The sequence below is a fragment of the Candidatus Rhodobacter oscarellae genome (genome assembly GCF_001078595.1).
GTDB lineage: Bacteria > Pseudomonadota > Alphaproteobacteria > Rhodobacterales > Rhodobacteraceae > Rhodobacter_B > Rhodobacter_B oscarellae.
In genome coordinates this window covers 3,275,659-3,293,292 of sequence record NZ_LFTY01000002.1, presented here as the reverse complement: position 1 = coordinate 3,293,292, position 17,634 = coordinate 3,275,659, and the positions used below count along the sequence as shown (strand labels likewise).

At 64.7% G+C, this 17,634-nt stretch carries 14 protein-coding genes; 6 read left to right on the top strand and 8 right to left on the bottom strand.

What is annotated here, in order from left to right; translation table 11 throughout:
* Window positions 1-2: 2 nt before the first annotated feature.
* On the bottom strand, window positions 3-731 hold the full coding sequence (locus AIOL_RS20445) for an ABC transporter ATP-binding protein (protein ID WP_268760222.1): 729 nt from the start codon (window positions 729-731) through the stop codon (window positions 3-5).
* Between the two features lie 26 nt (window positions 732-757).
* Between AIOL_RS20445 and AIOL_RS20440 the strand changes: the two genes are divergently transcribed.
* Window positions 758-1,801, top strand: a complete 1,044-nt coding sequence (locus AIOL_RS20440; RefSeq protein ID WP_049641827.1) for an IS110 family transposase — start codon at window positions 758-760, stop codon at window positions 1,799-1,801.
* 740 nt (window positions 1,802-2,541) lie between these two features.
* On the opposite strand, the gene AIOL_RS20435 is transcribed toward AIOL_RS20440, so the two are convergent.
* From AIOL_RS20435 to AIOL_RS20405, 7 genes are all read right to left on the bottom strand, one after another.
* On the bottom strand, window positions 2,542-3,249 hold the full coding sequence (locus tag AIOL_RS20435; RefSeq protein WP_049644679.1) for an ABC transporter ATP-binding protein: 708 nt from the start codon (window positions 3,247-3,249) through the stop codon (window positions 2,542-2,544).
* A complete protein-coding gene (locus AIOL_RS20430; RefSeq protein WP_049644678.1) occupies window positions 3,246-4,190 on the bottom strand; it encodes a branched-chain amino acid ABC transporter permease in 945 nt (314 codons plus the stop codon). Before AIOL_RS20430 ends, AIOL_RS20435 begins: the two co-directional genes overlap by 4 nt.
* On the bottom strand, window positions 4,187-5,113 hold the full coding sequence (locus tag AIOL_RS20425; RefSeq protein ID WP_049644677.1) for a branched-chain amino acid ABC transporter permease: 927 nt from the start codon (window positions 5,111-5,113) through the stop codon (window positions 4,187-4,189). Before AIOL_RS20425 ends, AIOL_RS20430 begins: the two co-directional genes overlap by 4 nt.
* Window positions 5,114-5,738: 625 nt before the next feature.
* On the bottom strand, window positions 5,739-7,724 hold the full coding sequence (locus AIOL_RS20420; RefSeq protein ID WP_049644676.1) for a prolyl oligopeptidase family serine peptidase: 1,986 nt from the start codon (window positions 7,722-7,724) through the stop codon (window positions 5,739-5,741).
* 156 nt (window positions 7,725-7,880) lie between these two features.
* A complete protein-coding gene (locus AIOL_RS20415) occupies window positions 7,881-8,741 on the bottom strand; it encodes an alpha/beta hydrolase family protein (protein WP_049644675.1) in 861 nt (286 codons plus the stop codon).
* Between the two features lie 96 nt (window positions 8,742-8,837).
* Complete coding sequence (locus AIOL_RS20410) at window positions 8,838-10,121, bottom strand: ABC transporter substrate-binding protein (protein WP_049644674.1); 1,284 nt, start codon at window positions 10,119-10,121, stop codon at window positions 8,838-8,840.
* A gap of 88 nt (window positions 10,122-10,209) precedes the next feature.
* Window positions 10,210-11,265 (bottom strand): hypothetical protein, encoded by a 1,056-nt coding sequence (locus AIOL_RS20405; RefSeq protein WP_235439110.1) that lies wholly within the window; start codon window positions 11,263-11,265, stop codon window positions 10,210-10,212.
* 364 nt (window positions 11,266-11,629) lie between these two features.
* Between AIOL_RS20405 and AIOL_RS24020 the strand changes: the two genes are divergently transcribed.
* The 5 genes from AIOL_RS24020 (at window position 11,630) to AIOL_RS20380 (ending at window position 17,537) form a co-directional block, all read left to right on the top strand.
* A complete protein-coding gene (locus AIOL_RS24020) occupies window positions 11,630-12,391 on the top strand; it encodes a copper chaperone PCu(A)C (protein WP_053101326.1) in 762 nt (253 codons plus the stop codon).
* Window positions 12,392-12,520: 129 nt separating this feature from the next.
* Window positions 12,521-12,991, top strand: coding sequence for a molybdopterin-dependent oxidoreductase (locus tag AIOL_RS20395; RefSeq protein WP_049644673.1), 471 nt, complete (start codon window positions 12,521-12,523; stop codon window positions 12,989-12,991).
* Window positions 12,992-13,013: 22 nt separating this feature from the next.
* Entirely contained in the window at window positions 13,014-15,299 is a 2,286-nt protein-coding gene (locus AIOL_RS20390) for a PAS domain-containing hybrid sensor histidine kinase/response regulator (RefSeq protein ID WP_082152709.1), read from the top strand.
* 161 nt (window positions 15,300-15,460) lie between these two features.
* Window positions 15,461-16,351: a sugar phosphate isomerase/epimerase family protein gene (locus AIOL_RS20385; RefSeq protein WP_049644671.1), complete on the top strand. Its 891-nt coding sequence runs from the start codon at window positions 15,461-15,463 to the stop codon at window positions 16,349-16,351.
* Between the two features lie 70 nt (window positions 16,352-16,421).
* Window positions 16,422-17,537: a Gfo/Idh/MocA family protein gene (locus tag AIOL_RS20380; RefSeq protein WP_049644670.1), complete on the top strand. Its 1,116-nt coding sequence runs from the start codon at window positions 16,422-16,424 to the stop codon at window positions 17,535-17,537.
* Window positions 17,538-17,634: the final 97 nt, after the last annotated feature.

Genomic DNA, 17,634 nt, shown 5'->3' with positions numbered 1-17,634 from the left:
CCTCAGACCCCCAGATACAGCTTAAAGGCCTGATGCTTTGGATCAAGCTCCGAGGCGGCGAAGGTCTGTTGGCCCTGGCCGTTCTCGATGAAGGTCACCTGATCCGCCACCGACAGCACGGCGTCGATGCGCTGCTCGACCAGAAGGATGGCGGTCCCCTCGTCGCGCAGCCGCAGGATCACGTCACGGATTGTGTCGATCATTGAGGGCTGCAACCCCTCGGTGGGTTCGTCCAGCAGCAGGACCTTCGGTTCGACGCAGAGCGCGCGGGCGGTGGCCAGCATTTGTTGCTCGCCGCCTGAAAGGGTCTCGGCGCGTTGCGAGAGCCGCTCCTTGAGGCGCGGGAAGAGCTCTAGCGCCCGGTCCAGCGCGCGGCGCGGGCTCTTGCGCGCCATCAGCCCGATCTCGAGATTCTGCGCCACGGTCAGTTCGGTGAACAGCCGCCGCCCCTGCGGGATGTAGCCGATCCCCGCCGCGGCCCGCTGATGCGCTGGCAGTGCGCCGACGTCTTGCCCGTCCAGCTGAACGCCACCGGCCCAGAGCGGCAGCAGCCCGGTTATCGCCTTCATCGTGGTGGTCTTGCCGGCGCCGTTGCGCCCCAGAAGATACCGTAATGGGCCTCGGCGCGAATCTCGGTCGTTACGCTTGAAGCGGTGTCGCAGAGAGGGTGTCGTTGCCCTTTGATACGCATGATGCGTGTCTACGAGGTCTTGCCAGATGGCGCGCCTCAATTCCAAAGAATAGAAAGGACAACGACATGGATATCTTTATCGGACTGGACGTCTCTCTGGCAAGCACGGCTGTTTGCGTGCTCGGTGATCGCGGCAAGATCCTGAAGGAAACTGACGTCGCCAGCGAGCCGGAAGTGTTGGTCAGCTTCCTCAAGGCCTTGCCCTGCGAGATTACCGGGATTGGCCTGGAAGCGGGTCCACTGTCCCAATGGCTTCACAAGGGGCTGACCGAGGCCGGGCTACCCGCGATCCTGATGGAAACGCGGCAAGTGAAGGCGGCGCTGAAAGCAAGCCCGATCAAGACGGATCGGCGGGATGCACAGGGGATCGCGCATCTCCTGCAGATGGGTTGGTTCAGCGCCGTGCACTGCAAGTCGGTTCCTGCTCAGGAAACACGCGTGTTGCTGACGGCGCGCAAGGCGATCCAGAAGGTACTGATCCAGTTGGAACTGTCGGTGCGGGGCGTGTTGCGCAACTTTGGCCTGAAGATGGGACCCGTCTCGAAAGGTCGCTATGACCAGCGGGTCAGGGACCTGGCGGCGGGCAATACTGTGCTGAAAGCGGCTATTGAGCCGATCCTGCGTGCCCGCGCAGAGCTGCGAAGGGAACTTGCGGGGTTCGAGAAGATGGTGCGCGATCAGGCGAAGATCGATCCGATCTGTCGCCTGCTGATGACCATGCCCGGTGTGGGTGCCGTCGTTGCGCTGACGGTGAAGGCCGCGATCGATGATCCCACACGCTTCAAACGATCTCGTGATGTTGGCCCCTGGGTCGGGCTGACGCCGGGGCGGGATGAATCCGGCGAGCGGTCCATTGTGGGCGCGATCACCAAGGTCGGAGACGCAGGTCTCCGGGCGGCGCTCTACCAGGCGGCCAACGTGATGCTGCATCATGGCGGCCCGAACTGGCTCAAGTCCTGGGCGCTGCGCCTTGCCGAGCGTCGTGGGAAGAGACGTGCCACCGTGGCGCTGGCCCGTCGCATCGGCGTGGTGCTGCACCGGATGTGGGTGGATGGAACCGGGTTCCGCTTCACCCGTGACGAGGCGATGGCGCTCCGGCAGAACGCCTGAGCGCCCCGCATCCATGATTGAAATGTTTTCAGCACAAGGAGCGTTCGGCCGCACCTGACGGTGCCGGCCCACCAGTGTCCCAGCCGGGACGCGGTCCCCGATGATGTACGCAAGCTGCCATCTGCCGACCCGTTCCAGGGTTGAGCGCGCCCTGAAGATCGACACTCGGGAGCCGAACCGGACAAGGTATGAAGTTGGCAGCCATTGCGCTGACCACGGACGGAAGCACGAGCCCGGCGCAGACACATCACGGTGAGCAGGCATGCCGACAGGCGAGGCCAACAACACTGGCATATTCCCCATCGCCACAGCACAATCACTCCGCTGTGAACCTCACTGCGCCTGGCAGGCACCCCGGAAACCTTCGTCGGTTCCCGGGTTTTTGAGGGTGAAAACGCTGTCCTTGACATCAACTGGCCCATTACGGAAGGCAGTGAATTTTACCTGCCTCCACGCCCATCGAGAAACCGCGCAGAACCTGGGCCGCGCCATAGCCGGTATCGACGTTGCGCAGCTCTAACATGGAGCTGCCTGATCGAGCGCGACGCGACGCCGCTGGAAAAGTTTGGGAAATGTTAGGGCGAATCGGGGAATAATGAACACAGGGTGGGCGGGCTTCTGAGCACAAAAAAAGACGCACGTGGCCGTGCCCACCCATAAATTTTTGCTCGCCGATTCGCGCAAATATACCGTTAACGCACGGCAAAAATTTAGGGCACCGCGGCGCTCTGTCGCAAATCTCATGCCTCAACACCCCCCAGGTAGGCCGCCTGCACCGCCGGGTCCGCTTGCACCACCTCCGGCGCGCCTTCCGCCAGCACCGCCCCAAAGTTCAGCACAGTGATCTTCTGCGCCACCCGCATGACCACGCTCATGTTATGCTCGATCAGCAGCACCGTGGTCTCGGGCGCCAGGCCTCGCACCAGGGCGCAGAACGCATCGATCTCGCTGTCCGCCAGCCCCTGCGTCGGCTCGTCCAGGATCAACAAACGCGGCTTTTGGGCCAAGCCCATCGCGATCTCCAACAGGCGCTGGTGGCCATAGCTGAGGTCCCCGGCCAGATCGCCCGCGCGGTCGCGCAGCCCCACGCGCTGCAACGCCTCTGGCACCTCCCGCACCGCATCGCCCCCGCGCCGCCGGACCGCCAGCGCCACGTTCTCATGCGCACTCAGCCGCGCGAAAACCGATGTGATCTGGAACGTATAGGCGATGCCCAGCCGGATGCGCTCATGCGCGGCCAGGCGCGAGATGTCCTGCCCGTCGAACCGCACCGTCCCGGCGCTGGGCGCCATGCGACCGCATAGGAGCCCCACAAAGGTGGTCTTGCCCGCCCCGTTCGGCCCGATCAGCGCGCGGATCTCCCCCTGCGGCAGCTCAAAATCCACGTCGCTCACGGCGGTCAGACCGCCAAACGCCTTTGTCAGCCCCTGGGTCGACAAGAGGCTCATGGCAGCCACCGCCATAGCCGCGCGCGCAGCTCTCCCACGATCCCCTGCCGCGCGAACAGCGCCAGCGCCACCAGCACCACGCCCACCACCAGCATATGCGCCGTAGTGAAGCCCGAGGAGATGTCGATCAGGTAGAACGCAAACAGCGTGCCCACGAAGGGCCCCAGGATCGTGCCAGCGCCGCCCAGCAGCACCCACAGCAGCGGCAGGATCGAGTATTGCGTGGTGGCAAATGTCGCCCCGACATAGCCGAACAGCAGCCCATAGAACGCCCCGGCCGCTGCCGCGATCCCGCCCGAGAGCGCAACCGCGCCCAGCTTGTGCCGGAACACGTTATAGCCCAGCATCCGGGCGCGCTCTTCGTTCTCGCGGATCGCGATCAGCACCTTACCGAACCCGCTCTGCATCACCCGCAGCGACAGGAGCATGCAGGCGCTAAACAATACGAATGCAACGAAATAGCGCGGTCCCGGCTGGCTGAGGTCGAGCCCCATCATCACCCGCTCGGCCTGCTGGATCACGAACCCCTCGTCGCCGCGCGTCCACTCGCCGAAATACAGCGCCACCAGATAGACCGCCTGCGCGAACATCAGCGTCACGATCATGAACCCCACACCGACGGTGCGCAGCGCCAAGGCGCCCACCACCAGCGCCAAGACCACCCCGCTCAGCACCCCCGCGATCAGCGCAGGCCCCGGCGTCCACCCCAGGTGGCGCATCGCCAGGCCCATCCCATACATGCCCGCGGCAAAGAACATCGCGTGGCCGAGGCTCAAGAGCCCCGTATAACCGAACATCAGGTTGTACCCGACGGCGAAGCTCGCCAGCACCATCACCCGCGCCAGGTTGCCGTGGTGATAGGCCGGCAGTACGAACTGCAGCGCAAAGAGCAGCCCCAGCAGCCCCAGATGCAGCGCCCAGACCTTGCCCGCCTCGCTCATGCCGCGCGGGTCCCAAACAGCCCCTGCGGGCGGAATACCAGCACCAGCGCCACCAAGAGCGTCGCCAGGATTTTCGCCAGGGTGGGCGAGAAGAAGACCGAGATGATGCCGTCCGACATCCCGATCAGCACCGCCGCCAGCACCGTGCCCGGCAGGCTGCCAAGCCCGCCGATGATCACCACGATGAAGCTCAGCAATAGCGGGTCATGCCCCATCAGGTAGTGCGCCTGCTGGATCGGCACCACCAGCACCGCGCCCAGCGCCGCCAGCGCCGCGCCCAGCCCGAAGACCAGCGCATAGACCCGCTCGACCGCGACGCCAAAGACCTGCGCCATCTCGCGGTCCAGCTGCGTGGCGCGCATCACCAGCCCGATCTTGGTGCGCGTCATCAAAAGCCACACCCCCAGCAGCACCGCCGCCGCGGAGCCAATCACAAAGAGCTTGTAGGAGGTGGTCGATGGCGCCCCCCATCCGCTGGGAAAGTAGAACCCGTCTTGCCAGCTAAAAAGCGGCAGCATGATGCGGTGATTGAACGGCTCCTGCACGGGGCGCGCTTCGGGCCCATAGGTCATCAGCGCGACCTGTTGAATGATGTATAAGAGCCCGATGGTGACCACGATTGTGCGCTCGGGATCGTAGTCGACCCGCTTCAAAAGCGTCACGTCCGCCGCCGCGGCCAGCAGCCCCACCAGCACCGGCGCCACCACCAGCGCCGCCATGAAGCCCAGCGCCGGGTGCCCGCCCAACGAGGTCGCCACGAACCAGGCGATCACCGCGCCCAGCATGTAGAACTCGCCATGGGCGACGTTCACAACGCGCATGATGCCAAAGACCAGGCTCAGCCCCAGTGCCGTCAGCGTCAGCACCGCGGCGGTCACCGCACCCTCAAGCGAGGCCAGCAAAAGATGTGCTCCAAAGTCCATGCAGCTCTCCCTTGAGAATCGTTAGCGCACAAACAAATGCCGCACAACTCTTTTGCGCTTTATCCCTGCCTTGCACCGGAGCGCGTTGTAAATGCGAGCGGCACCGCTCGCACCAGCCTTGCAATGGTCTAGACCCGCCCTGTCGCGACCTACAGTAAATACTTCAACGAGATGTACTAGAGATCGCATGCCTGAGCGCGGCGATGATGGAGCAGTTTGATCCGCTGCGCTTGGAAGGCGCGCCCAATGCGCCGACAAAAAACCCAATCTGCGCCTATGCCAGCCCGCCAGTTTCGAGCGGTCATTAACCTGCAAAGGCGATGAGTGCATCTGGCCTCCAGCGGTCCTTTGGGCGCGCCAAATCTCTTGCAAGAGATTTGCACTTTCCTTCAAAGGAAAGTCGGGCCCGCAAGCGGCCAAGAGGGCGCCCTAGGCGGATCATCTCCTGTCGCGCCAAAGAAACTCTTGCAAGAGTTTCGCAATTTTCTTGCAAGAAAATTGTGACGCGCCAAGACCCGCTGGAGGCAAGTGCGATCCCTAATGCCCTGGCCCTAGCGCTCGACCACAACCGGCAGCCGGGCAAGCATGCCCTCCCTCTGTCCGGGTTTCCGATCCGGCTCGCCCATCAGAGCCCCAAAGCCCGTCGCAGGAAGCTATAACCCAGCGCCGCGTTCTTGGCCCGATCATGCACAGAGCTTGACCCGCCATGCCCGCCCTTATGCTCGACGTAAAGCGCGTCCTGCCCGGCCTCCCTCAAACGCGCGGCAAACCGGCGCGAATGCGACGGGTCCACCCGGTCGTCGAAATCCGAGGTCTCCACGAAGACCGGCGGATAGGCCCCCTCCGCCGCCGGCGCAACGTTGTGCAGGGGCGAGTAGCCGCGCAGCGTCTTGGCCATCTCTGGATCGTCCGGGTCGCCATACTCGTCGATCCAGCCGCGCCCGGCGGGGAAGCTGTGGAAACCAAGCATGTCGTGCACGCCCACGCTGGTCCAGACCGCCCCGAACCGTTCCGGGTAGCGCGTCAGCATCACGCCGGTCAGCAGCCCGCCATTGCTGCCGCCATTGCAGGCCACCCGCGCGGGCGTTGTGACCCCGCGCGCGACCATATCAGACGCCACGGCGGCGAAGTCCTCGAAGGCGCGCGGGCGGTTCTCGCGCTTGGCGGCCTTGTGCCAGGCTGGGCCAAGCTCTCCGCCGCCGCGGATGTAGGCCTGCGCAAAGCCATAGCCCTTCGACAGCCACAGCGCCCCGCGCATCGCGGGATAGTAGGGCGCCAGCGAGACGTTGAAACCGCCATAGCCGTAAAGCAGCACGGGCAGGTCCGGCGGCGCGTCGGCAGGCAGAACCAAGTGGTAGGGCACCTGAGTGCCGTCATCCGATGTGGCCTCTAAGAGCTGCACGGTCAGGCCGGTGGCGTCGAACTCTTCGGGCTCCGCCCAGATCAGGTTCCACGTGATCCCGTCCGGCCCGTCCTCCAGGTCGAAGGTGTAGACCCGTGGCGGCGTCAGAAAGCCCTGCAGGTTGAGTTGCAAGGTCTCATCGCTATCGTCGCCCGTGGAATGCCCGCCTAGGAACGCGCTATCGGCCGCTACGGGGAAGGGGATCTCCACCGGGGTGGCATCAGCCTCGCCCAGCGCCAGCGCGAAAAGCCGCGGCACCATGTTGTCGCGCAGCATCCAGACCAGCCAGTCGTCCAGCACATCAACGCTTTCGATGGACTGGCGCGCCTCGGCCTGCATCACAACCCGGGCGCCCCCGGCGCCGACCTCGCCCAGCATGAGCGCGCCCACCGGACCGCCCTGCCCCTTTACCACATAGGCGTAATGCGTGGCGCTGTGGGTGACGCTGGTGTCGGTCGGCGCGGGCAATTTGAACGGGCCGTCGGCGCGCAGCAGGGTGACCTCCTGCTCGCCTATCGCGATCACGCGCGTCACGCATGTCAGCCGCCCGCCCTGCCCGTCCGGCACGTAGTATCCAGACGCCAGAAGGTCGCCCGGCGCAGCGCGAAAGATCTCCTCGGCCTCCGCCAGCGCCTGACCGCGCCGCAGTCTGCGCACCGCGCCGGGCCAAGAGCTGTCGGTGGCGTCGCCCTCCAGGGCGCTGGACCAGAGCACGGTGTCAGCGTCCAGCCAGGTGACGTGGCCGCGCTCTGGGCCCAAGGTGAACCCGCCCTCTACGAAAGCCCCCACGCCGCAGTCATATTCCCGCGCGATGCGCTGGTCCGAGCCGCCCTGGCTGAGGCAGATCAGCACGCGCTCTGGGTTGTCGGGGCAGGTCGGCGCGCCGCGCCAGTGCCAATCCTCGCCCGTCTCGGCGCAGTAGGCATCCAGGTCGAACACCACGTCCCAGCCGGTTTCGGCCTCGACCACACCGTCATCGGGCCGCCGCAACCAAACGCCGCGCGGGTGCGCGCCCGTGGTGCGGAAGGTGTAGATCCAGGCGCCCCGCCGGATCAGCCCGCCCAGCGAGGCCTCGCTGCCCAGGATGCGCTCCGCCTCGGCCACGTCCGCCTCGAAGGCGGCGTCCATCAGCGCGGCCTCGCTGCGGGCGTTCTCCCGCGTGGCAAAGGCGCTGATCGCAGCGGGGTCAGAAATCAGGTCTTCGAACATATTGGCCGGGCCCTTTATTGGAGTGATCGCGCCCGATATTGCGCCTTTGCCCGCGCCTCGGCAAGGCGAAGCCGCCGCCGCCTTATCTAGATCTATGGCGCCCGCGCTCAGACCAAACAAGCGGTGCGGCAGGCATCGCCGGCCGATAGCGCATCATCAATCCTGATGCGCCTCAAAGAACCCGATAGTCTCGCTCACCATCTGCGTCAGGGTCTCGCCCTCGGCGAAGACGTTAAAGACGTGGTCCATCTCGGCCAACCAAAGCGCCTCTGGCCCCTCATGCGCGGCGATATAGGCGGCGCCGTTCTTCGGCAGCACGGTGGTGTCCTGCGCGCCGCTGGCCACAAAGAGCGGGCCGTCATAGGCCTTGATCTCGGCCACGGGGTCATGGGTCTCAACGCCGTCGAAGAAGGCGCCGTTCAGGGGGAATTCGGCCCAGGGCAGCTTTATCTGCACCACCTCATCTGGCGCCGCGGCCATACCGGCGGCAAGGGTTTCCGCGCCGAGGAATGCGTAGGTCTCCATCGGGTCGCCCACGGCGTTCCACAGCGCGACGCCATCCGGCGCGCCGCTGCGGCCAGCCAAAGAGGCCGCCACAAGACCGCCTTGGCTCCAACCGATCACATAAACGTCCTCGCCTGCGACCCGGTCAGAGCCCTGCAGATAGGCCAGCGCGGCCTGGGCATCGGCGATCTGGCTCTCAAAGGTGGTCTGGGCGAAGGTCATGTCGGCCAGGCTCTCGCCAGAGCCGCGGAAATCGATGCGCAGGCTGGCATATCCCGCCTCGGCCAAACGCCCCGCCGTGTAAGCGAACACCCCGCCCGGCACATGGTCGGTGGCAAGCTCGTTGCGCGTGCCGGTGAACCCATGCAGCAGCAGCACGACCGGCGCCGGGCCGCCTGCGGGCAGGTTCAGCGTGCCGATCATGTCCTGGCCTTGCGAGGACAGGGTGACGACACTTTCGCCGGCAACCAGCGGCGTGGCGGTTAGCAGCAGTGCAGAGATCGTTCGTAGCATTGGCGTACTCCTCTCGTGTTGAGGCAGGGCCTCCCCTGCTTCATCTTGTCGAAAATACGCATGGCGCCGACCGTGCGGCCAGCGCCATCGCCCGCGTTAGAGCGGCTGGGTCGTGTAATCCACCTCGTCGGGATAGAACGTGTCCTCGATGCTCGTCGAGTGCACGCGGGCCAGCTTCCCGCCCTGGACCTGGCTGATGTACTGGTGCCCGAAGACCTGGTGCGTCTTGCCGATGAAGATCTTGGCGCCCTGCGGATGCGCGATCCCCTCGGGCATGTCGGTCATCGCCTCCACGGCTTCGATCAGCGCGGCGCGGTCACCCGGACCGGCATAGCCTGCGGCCTCCATGCCCGCCTTCACGACGTGCAGGGTCTCCCAGCAGCCGAACATATGCGCGTAGGTGGACACATCCGCCGGGTCGCTGACCGAGGCGCCGTTGGCGTCCACGCCGACCTTCTCGCGGAACAGCTTGTCGGCGTCGGACTGGTCGGCCTGGGCGTAGCGCGGGTTGCCCTCCCAGAAATACGTGCCGTCCAGGAACTCCAGGCCCGGCGAGGCGATGTCCACCGCCTCCAGCGAATCGATGAAGCCGAAGATCGCTGGCGCCGAGGGGCCGAAGAACTCGCCAAGCTCCTTTACAAAGGTCAGCACGGCGGGGCCCACCATCACGTGGTACAGCACCTCTGTCTCGCGCGGGATCTTGGGGAAGTACTTGGTGAACGAGGTCTCGCTCGGCGGGATCGCGATCTGCGAGATCACCTCGCCGCCCTGCGCGGCCATGGCCGCGGTGAAGAAGTCGCGGTGGTCATGCCCGAACGCAAAGTCGGGGTAGATCATCGTGACCTTCTTGCCCAGATTCGCGTTCACATAGGGCGCCATCGCCTGGACCTGGCTTTTGACGTCCGTGATGCCGGGCTGCAGCGTGTAGCGGTTCAGCCCGCCGCTGGCGACGTGATGCCCCTCGGAGACAACGAAATAGGGGATCTTTAGCTCGCCCGCCCGCGGGGCAGAGCCGATCACCACATGGCTGAACAGGGTGCCAAAGGCGATGTCGCAATTATGCTGCGTGGCGAATTTCTCGACCACCTCGGCGCCGCGCTTGGGGTCGGTGCCGTCATCCTCTGCGACGATCTCGATGGGGCGGCCATTGATGCCGCCTTGCGCGTTGATGAACGCCGCGGCGGCCTCGGTGGTGCGCCCGTACCAGCGGCCATAGGCGGCGCCGATGCCGGTGCGGTGCTGCTGAAAGCCAATCTTGATGGGGGCGGCGCTTTGCGCGTGGGTGTAGCGCGCCCAGAGCGGCAGAGTTGCGGCGGCGGCGGTGCCCGCGGCCAGGCCCTTCAGGACGCCGCGGCGATTGGTCTTCTTCAACTCAGTCATCTTTTCCCCCAATGTCTTTGAGCATCTAGATTAGTGTGCGAACTGCGAACTCGTTTGTCTACAAATTAATTTCTTATACTTTGGACAACTAGAATCGAGGCGAAGCCAAGAGCCAGAGCCCGAACCAAGTATAGCCGAGCATGAACACGGCCAGCGGTACCTGGCTAAGAACCGCCTCGCGATGCGACCCGTAAGCCTTCAGCGCCACCGCATGTGCGGTCAGCACCGCCAATACATGCCCCGCCACCACTGCGCCAGCTTGGCTTAGATAGATCACCCGTACACTATCCTTGGAGTTAAAGAACCCCGTGGAAACAAAGAACTCGCCCAGCCGCAGCCAGTCTGCGCCGGACATGAGCGGGTCGCTCAACGCCACCAGCGCGTATTGGCTGTCCACCAGGAAACTCGGCAGGTAATGCGCCACGTGATAGCCCAGCGCGATGGGCAGAAGCGTCGGCGCAAAAAGCCGCATCCCCCGCGTCAGGTGCGGCCCCTGCCCCGCCAGGCGCTGGCCCAGCGTCAAGGTCAGCGCGAAGACCAGCACCAGAAACAGATTGGCCAATAAAAGCCCGGCCGTGTTCTGCCAGACCACCGCAGAGCGGCCCGAGAACTCCAGCGGGTTCATTCCCAGCACGCCCAGCCACCAGAAGGTCTCGTTCAGCCCATCAAAACTGCCCGTGGCCAGCACCATGACGCAGAAGACGGCCAGGCTCAGCGGCGGCGCCGCGCCCGTGGCGATCTGCCAGCCCGGCGGGCCCAGCCGCAGCCGGCCCCCAGAGCGGGCGCAGATCCCCACCCAGCCGATGGCGCGGAACAGAACGGCAAAGGGCTCGCCCCGGCGCAGCCAGGCCGGTCCATAGAGCAGCGCCAGGGCGAAATGGAACACCCAATAGCCCGCCGCCAGCCGCGCCAGATGGTCCGGGTCCGCGGGCGCCGGGTCGGCCAGCAGCACGAAGCCGAACAGCAAGAACCCCGCAAGCGCCGGCCAATACCCAAGCCACGCGGGCAGGCAAAGCGGCGCGCGCCAGCCAAGCCCAGAGCGCGCCAGCCAGGCCGGGGCTGTGAATGGGTTCAGATACGTCCAGATGTCGCCAGCCAGCCCCTGCACGGTCAGCAACCCCATCCAAAAAACCGTCCAGACCATCAGGACCAGCGGGTTCGCCAAAGGGTCCCGCGGCCCCGCCAGCCCAACCCAGATCAGCAGCCAGAAAATTACGCAGGAACAGATGCTTATTGAGAGTTGCGCGCGCCGCGCTTTTGCCTCAAGTATAGGCACAGTTGCATTTATTCGTAAGGCGCTCCGGCGCGGCGCGACCGCAAGGGCAAGCACCGTTAACAAAACAGCAACCACGCCTGCCCCAGTATAGAGGTCGGTTGGCAGCAGCAGGACAAAACCCTGCTCCGAGGCATGCGCCCAGCTGCGCTGCGGCGCCACCACGGCGCATAGGTTGAGAATTAGGCATGGCAGCTTATGCTGCGCCAAAGAAGGATACAGGCGGAGCCGTCGCATGGAATTGGCAAGACTACTTCTGGCCCTGGGCTTTTTCGGCATCGCGGCCCTGTCATTCCTTCTTTTCACAGAGGAGCCTAGCGGCATCACCGTCAGCGATGTCAAGCTGGAACCGATGGGCGGCGGGTTCGCCCTGCTGGCCAAGATCGAGAACCAGGGCGCCCCGGATAAGCTGTTGGGCGTGGGATCCGATGCGGCATCGCGGGTGGCGTTCTCGGGGGCGACCGGCGATCTGGCGGTGCCGGATAGCGGCACGGCCAGCCTGGCCATGGACGGGGTCCACGGGATGCTGATGGGCCTGCAGGGCGGCACGACCGAGGGACGGCTGGTACCGGTCACGCTCTGGTTCGAACGCGCGGGCCGGGTCGCGGCGCGGGCGCGCATCAGCGGCGGCGCGGGCATGTCGCATGACGCGTTGCATGTTGTGCCCGAGGAGGAAACCGCGCCGACGATCTCGATGCAGCTGTCGCAAAAAGGCCCCACCGGCCCGTGGGAGGGGCAGCTGACGGTCGAGAACTTTAGCTTCGCCAAGGACGCCGTGGACGGGCCGCACCAACCCGGTCAAGGCCACGCGCATCTCTACCTAAACGGCCTTAAACTGGGCCGCCTCTTCACGACGGAGTTCACCATAGGAGAGCTGCCCGCCGGCACCTACGAAGTTGTGGTGGTCTTAAATACCAACGATCACAGAAGTTACGCCACCGGCCGCGTGCCTGTCCTTGCGTCCGAGACGATAACGGCGGACGCGGAAACGCAATAGATTGCAATATGTTCCGATTGCGCACCCTGGGGTTGTTAACAGCTCAATTTCAGTCCAAGTTGCCGGTATCAACTTTGGGGAAGGCGCGACGTGAGACCGATCCACTACATTGCCCGTTGGTGTTTCGTAATGGCTCTTTTGATCCCTTCGGCGCTACGTGCCGGGGAAGACGATCCCAAGGGTCTTGTCATTCTAGAAATCAGTGGGGCCTTGGCCAACGCCTCGAACGATGGCGTTCGGCGTTACGATATGCAGCAAATCGAGGGGTTGGGCCTGCACGAGATCATCACCGAGACCCCTTGGACCCCGGGCCGGACAAGTTTCACTGGCGTGTTGATGCGTGATCTGCTTGCGGATGCCGGGGCGCAGGGCGACGTCATCTCGGCGGTCGCTCTGAATGATTACTCGGTGGATATTCCGATATCAGATTTTGATCGGTATAACGTCATTATGGCGACGAAGATGAATGGCGAATACCTTACGATACGCAATCGTGGCCCCTTGTGGGTGATCTACCCCTATAGCGACGTGCGGAGCCTGCGGAACGAGCTTTTTTATACGCGCTCCATCTGGCAGCTCCGCTCAATCGAAATCCGTTGATACACTTAAAGAGACCGAACTGATGATCAGGTGGCGCGGAATTTTTGACCGAATGCTGCTTTACGGCGCCGTGCTTATGGCGGCGCTGTCTATTGTCGTGATCGTCTCGGCGATCCGCACGGCGCAGGAAACAAGCCAGAACTTCAATGACAACCTGACCTTCTATGCCGGCCAGATGGAGGTCGAGGCCCTGCTGTTGCAAGACGCCCTGTCGCGGTCTGCCGTGAATGACCCCTCGCTAGAGCCCGGCGCGGTCACGCTGCGCTTCGACATTCTGTGGAGCCGCGTTTTCAACGAGCTCGACCCAGAGGTCTTCTGGACCGATGAGACGACCTACGAGCTGGCGATGCAGACGCTGCAGTCTAGCCGGGAGGCCCTGCAAGAGGTCGAGGCGCCCGTCGCGGCGCTGCAACCCTTGGACGTCGCCGGCGCCGTGGCCATAAAAAACAGGATACGCCCGATTGTTTTCGAGGCGCGCGCGCTGCACCTTGCGTCCAAGGACAGTCGCGTGCGCAACCAAACCACGCTTGTGCGCCACCAGCTTGCGCAAACGAACCTGGTGTTCGGCCTGATCGTCGGGATGGCCCTGTTCGGGGTGTGCAGCATCCTTCTTTTGCGCGCCGATCGGCGCGAGATCCAAAGCATGAACGCGCGGCTGGAGGATCGCGTGCGGCAGCGCACGGACGACCTGCAATCCGCCAACCGTCGCCTTGCTGGCGAGATCGCCGAGCGCCAGCGCAGCCAGGACCTGGCGGAAGAGCGCGAGACGCGGCTCGAGCAGGCCGTGCAACTGGCAAGGCTGGGCTATTATGTCTGGGACAGCATCGAAGACCGGTGCGAGCTGTGCTCGGGCCAACACGCGGCAGCCTATGGCATGACCCCGACCCAGTTCATCGCCGCGGCGGACGGGCGCGCCGCCGCCCTTGAGCTGATTCACCCAGATGACCGCACAAAGGTCGCAGAAAAGTACCAAGAGCTGTGCGACGGCCACATCATCGAGGTCAGCTACCGCGTCAAGACAAGCTCTGGCACGCGCCGCCTGCGCGAGGTGGCCCGCCCGATCTTTGATGACGTCGGCAACGTCATCCGGGTCAGCGGCTCGACGCTGGATGTCACCGACCAGTACGAGACCGAGCTAAAGCTGTTCGAGGCGCAGAAGATGGACAGCATCGGCAAGATGACCGGCGGCGTGGCGCATGACTTCAACAACCTGCTGGCGGTGATCCTGGGCAATCTGGAGCTGCTGCAAGAGGCGCCGACGGACGAGGAACGCGACGAGATGTTCCAGGACGCCATCAACGCGACCCTCCGCGGGCGAGACCTTACCATGAGCATGCTCAGCTTTGCCCGGCGCGCGCCGCTGGACCCCTCGGACCTGCAGCTGAACGAGATCGTCGCGGAAATGCATGGCATGCTGCGCCGAACCCTGCCAGAGAGCATTTCGCTCGAGGTCGTCCTCAGCGATGACCTCAGCACCGTGGTCGCCGACCGCAGCCTGACCGAAAGCACGCTTTTGAACCTTGCGATCAACGCGCGCGACGCGATGCCCGATGGCGGCAGGCTGACAATTGAGACCAGCAATGTCACGCTTTCGAACGACCAGATCGATGCGGCGGGCGAAGAGATCGAGCCCGGCGAATATGTGATGCTGGCGGTCACCGACACCGGGCGCGGCATTCAAAAAGAGCTGATGGCGAATATCTTCGAGCCGTTCTTTACCACCAAGGAATTCAGCAAGAATTCTGGCCTCGGGCTTTCCATGGTGCAGGGCTTTATGCGCCAGACCGGCGGCACCGTGCGTGTGTATTCCGAGCCCGGCGTCGGCACCACCTTCAAGCTGCTGTTCCAGGCCGCCGTGGCGCAAGACGCCGTGGCCGAGCCCGCCGAGATGCCCGACGTCGCGACCCCGCCCGCGTCGCTGCGCGTGCTGCTGGTCGAGGACGACGACACTGTGCGCAAAATCCTCACCCGTCAGCTTGAGATCAGCGGGATGTGCGTTGTGCCGGCCGCCGAAAGCGCCGCCGCAGAGCACGCCTATCAGACCGATGGCCCGTTCGACGTGGTCGTGTCAGACATCGTGATGCCCGGCGATCTACAGGGACCGTCCCTGCTGCGGCGCCTGCGCGAGACCGACAAGGATCTGCCGGGCGTGCTGCTTTCGGGCTACCCGCAAGAGGCCATCATGCATGGCAATGGCGTCAGCCCCGAAGACGTGATGGTCATGAAGCCGGTTGGGCGCGAGGATCTTATCGCGGCCATAAATCTGGCGCTGAACCCCGGCTCCGCGCCTTCCCCAAAGCGCTCCTGAAAGTAACCTCTCAGGGGTCGTGCGGCAATTCGGGCTTACCTATCAATTTTGCAATGAAACCGCGCGGGTTTGTGGCGCGACGGCATCCGGAACATTGACGCGCCGTGGATCACGTGGTGATGGGGGCCCGCAATACCGCGCCGAATCCTGGGAGGCCCCTCATGACAATCCGCATTGGCAACGCGCCCTGTTCCTGGGGCGTTGAATTCGCGGACGACCCGCGCAACCCGCCCTGGCGCCGGGTGCTGGCGGAATGCAAGCAGGCGGGCTTTGACGGGATCGAACTGGGCCCCGTTGGCTTTGTGCCCGAGGATCCGGTCGAGCTTGGCGAGGCGCTGGACGAGCATGCGCTAGAGCTGATCGGCGGCGTGGTGTTCCGGCCCTTCCACGACGCGGGCGCCTGGGATGACGTGATGGACGGCTCGGTGCGGACCTGCAAGGCGCTGGTGGCCCATGGCGCGCAGCACCTGGTGCTGATCGACAGCATCTCGCCGCGCCGCGCGGCGACGGCTGGCCACTGGGGCGACGCCGAACAGATGGACGCCGCCGAGTGGGCCGCCTATCGCGACCGCCTCGCCACCATCGCCAAGATGGGCTCCGAGGAATACGGGCTGACCGTCGGCATCCACGCCCACGCGGCAGGGTTCATGGATTTCGAGCCCGAGCTGGAGCGGCTGCTGGAAGAGACCGACCCGGACGTGCTGAAGATCTGCTTTGACACCGGGCACCATTCCTACGCGGGCTACGACCCGGTGGCCTTCATGCGCAAATGGATGGACCGCATCAGCTATATGCACTTCAAGGACATCGACCCCAAGGTGAAGGCCTGGGCGGTGGCGAACCAGATCGGGTTCTATGAGGCCTGCGCCGAGGGGATCTTTTGCAAGCTGGGGCTGGGGGACGTCGATCTCCCGACCGTGCGGCAGATCCTGCTGGACGCGGGGTTCGAGGGCTGGTGCACGGTCGAGCAGGACTGCGACCCGCAGGGCAAGACCTCGCCGCTGGACGACAATACCCATAACGGCAGCTACCTGAAGAGCATCGGGTTCTAGGGGCGCCAAAATCTTGGAAGATTTTGGGTCGGAGTTTTGCAAAACTCCGGCCACCGCAAGGAGCAAACGCATGACCAAACTGAAATGGGGCATGATCGGCGGCGGCAAGGGCAGCCAGATCGGACCGGCGCACCGCTTGGGCGCACAGGCGGACGGGCTGTTTGAGTTCGCCGCGGGCGCGCTGGACCATGACGCCGAGGCGGGCCGCGCCTATGCCGCAGAGCTGGGCGTGCGCGGCTATGCCGACTGGCAAGAGATGCTGGAGGCCGAGCGCGGCAAGCTTGACCTCGTCACCGTCGCAACCCCCAACGCCACGCATTTCGAGATCACCAAGGCCTATCTAGAGGCCGGGTTCAACGTGCTCTGCGAAAAGCCGATGACCATGACGGTAGAAGAGGGCGAGGAGATCCTGCGCGTGGCCGAGACGAGCGGCAAGATCTGCGCGGTGAACTACTGCTACTCGGCCTACCCGATGGTGCGCCAGGCACGCGCCATGGTCCGCGCGGGCGAGATCGGCAAGGTGCGCCTGGTGGTGACGAATTTCAGCCACGGCCATCACGGCGACGCAACCGACGCCGACAACCCGCGGGTGCGCTGGCGCTATGACCCGGCGATGGCGGGCGTTTCGGGGCAGTTCGCGGATTGCGGCATCCACGCGCTGCACATGGCGAGCTTCATTTGCGATGACGAGGTCGAGACGCTGTCGGCGGATTTCGCCTCCACCATCCCAAGCCGCGAGCTTGAGGACGACGCGATGGTGAACTTCCGCATGGCGGGCGGCACCGTGGGTCGGCTCTGGACCTCTTCGGTGGCGATCGGGCGGCAGCACGGCTTTGATATACAGATCTTCGGCGAGACCGGCGGGCTGCGCTGGGCCTCCGAGCAACCGAACCAGCTGATCTACACGCCCATGGGCGGGCGCACGCAGATCATCGAGAAGGGTGAGGGCGGGCTGCATGACGACGCCGCGCGCCTCAGCCGGGTTGCGATTGCGCATCCTGAAGGGTTCCCGCTCGCGGTGGCAAATATCTATGTCGATCTCGCGGCGGCGATCCGAGGCGAGTCGCGTGACGGCCTGCCAGGAGCTGAGGCCGGGCTGCGGTCGATGGCGGCGGTGCATCAGGCGGTCGCCTCTGCCAAATCAGGCGGCGATTGGGTGGATGCCAGGCCGCCGATGTTTCGCTGAGCGATGAACGGCTGGGGCGCGTTGTCACAGCGGTTGAAACTTAACGGAAACTTCAGAAATCTGCGCGACAGATAGATCAGGGTGGGCGCCGGCACGG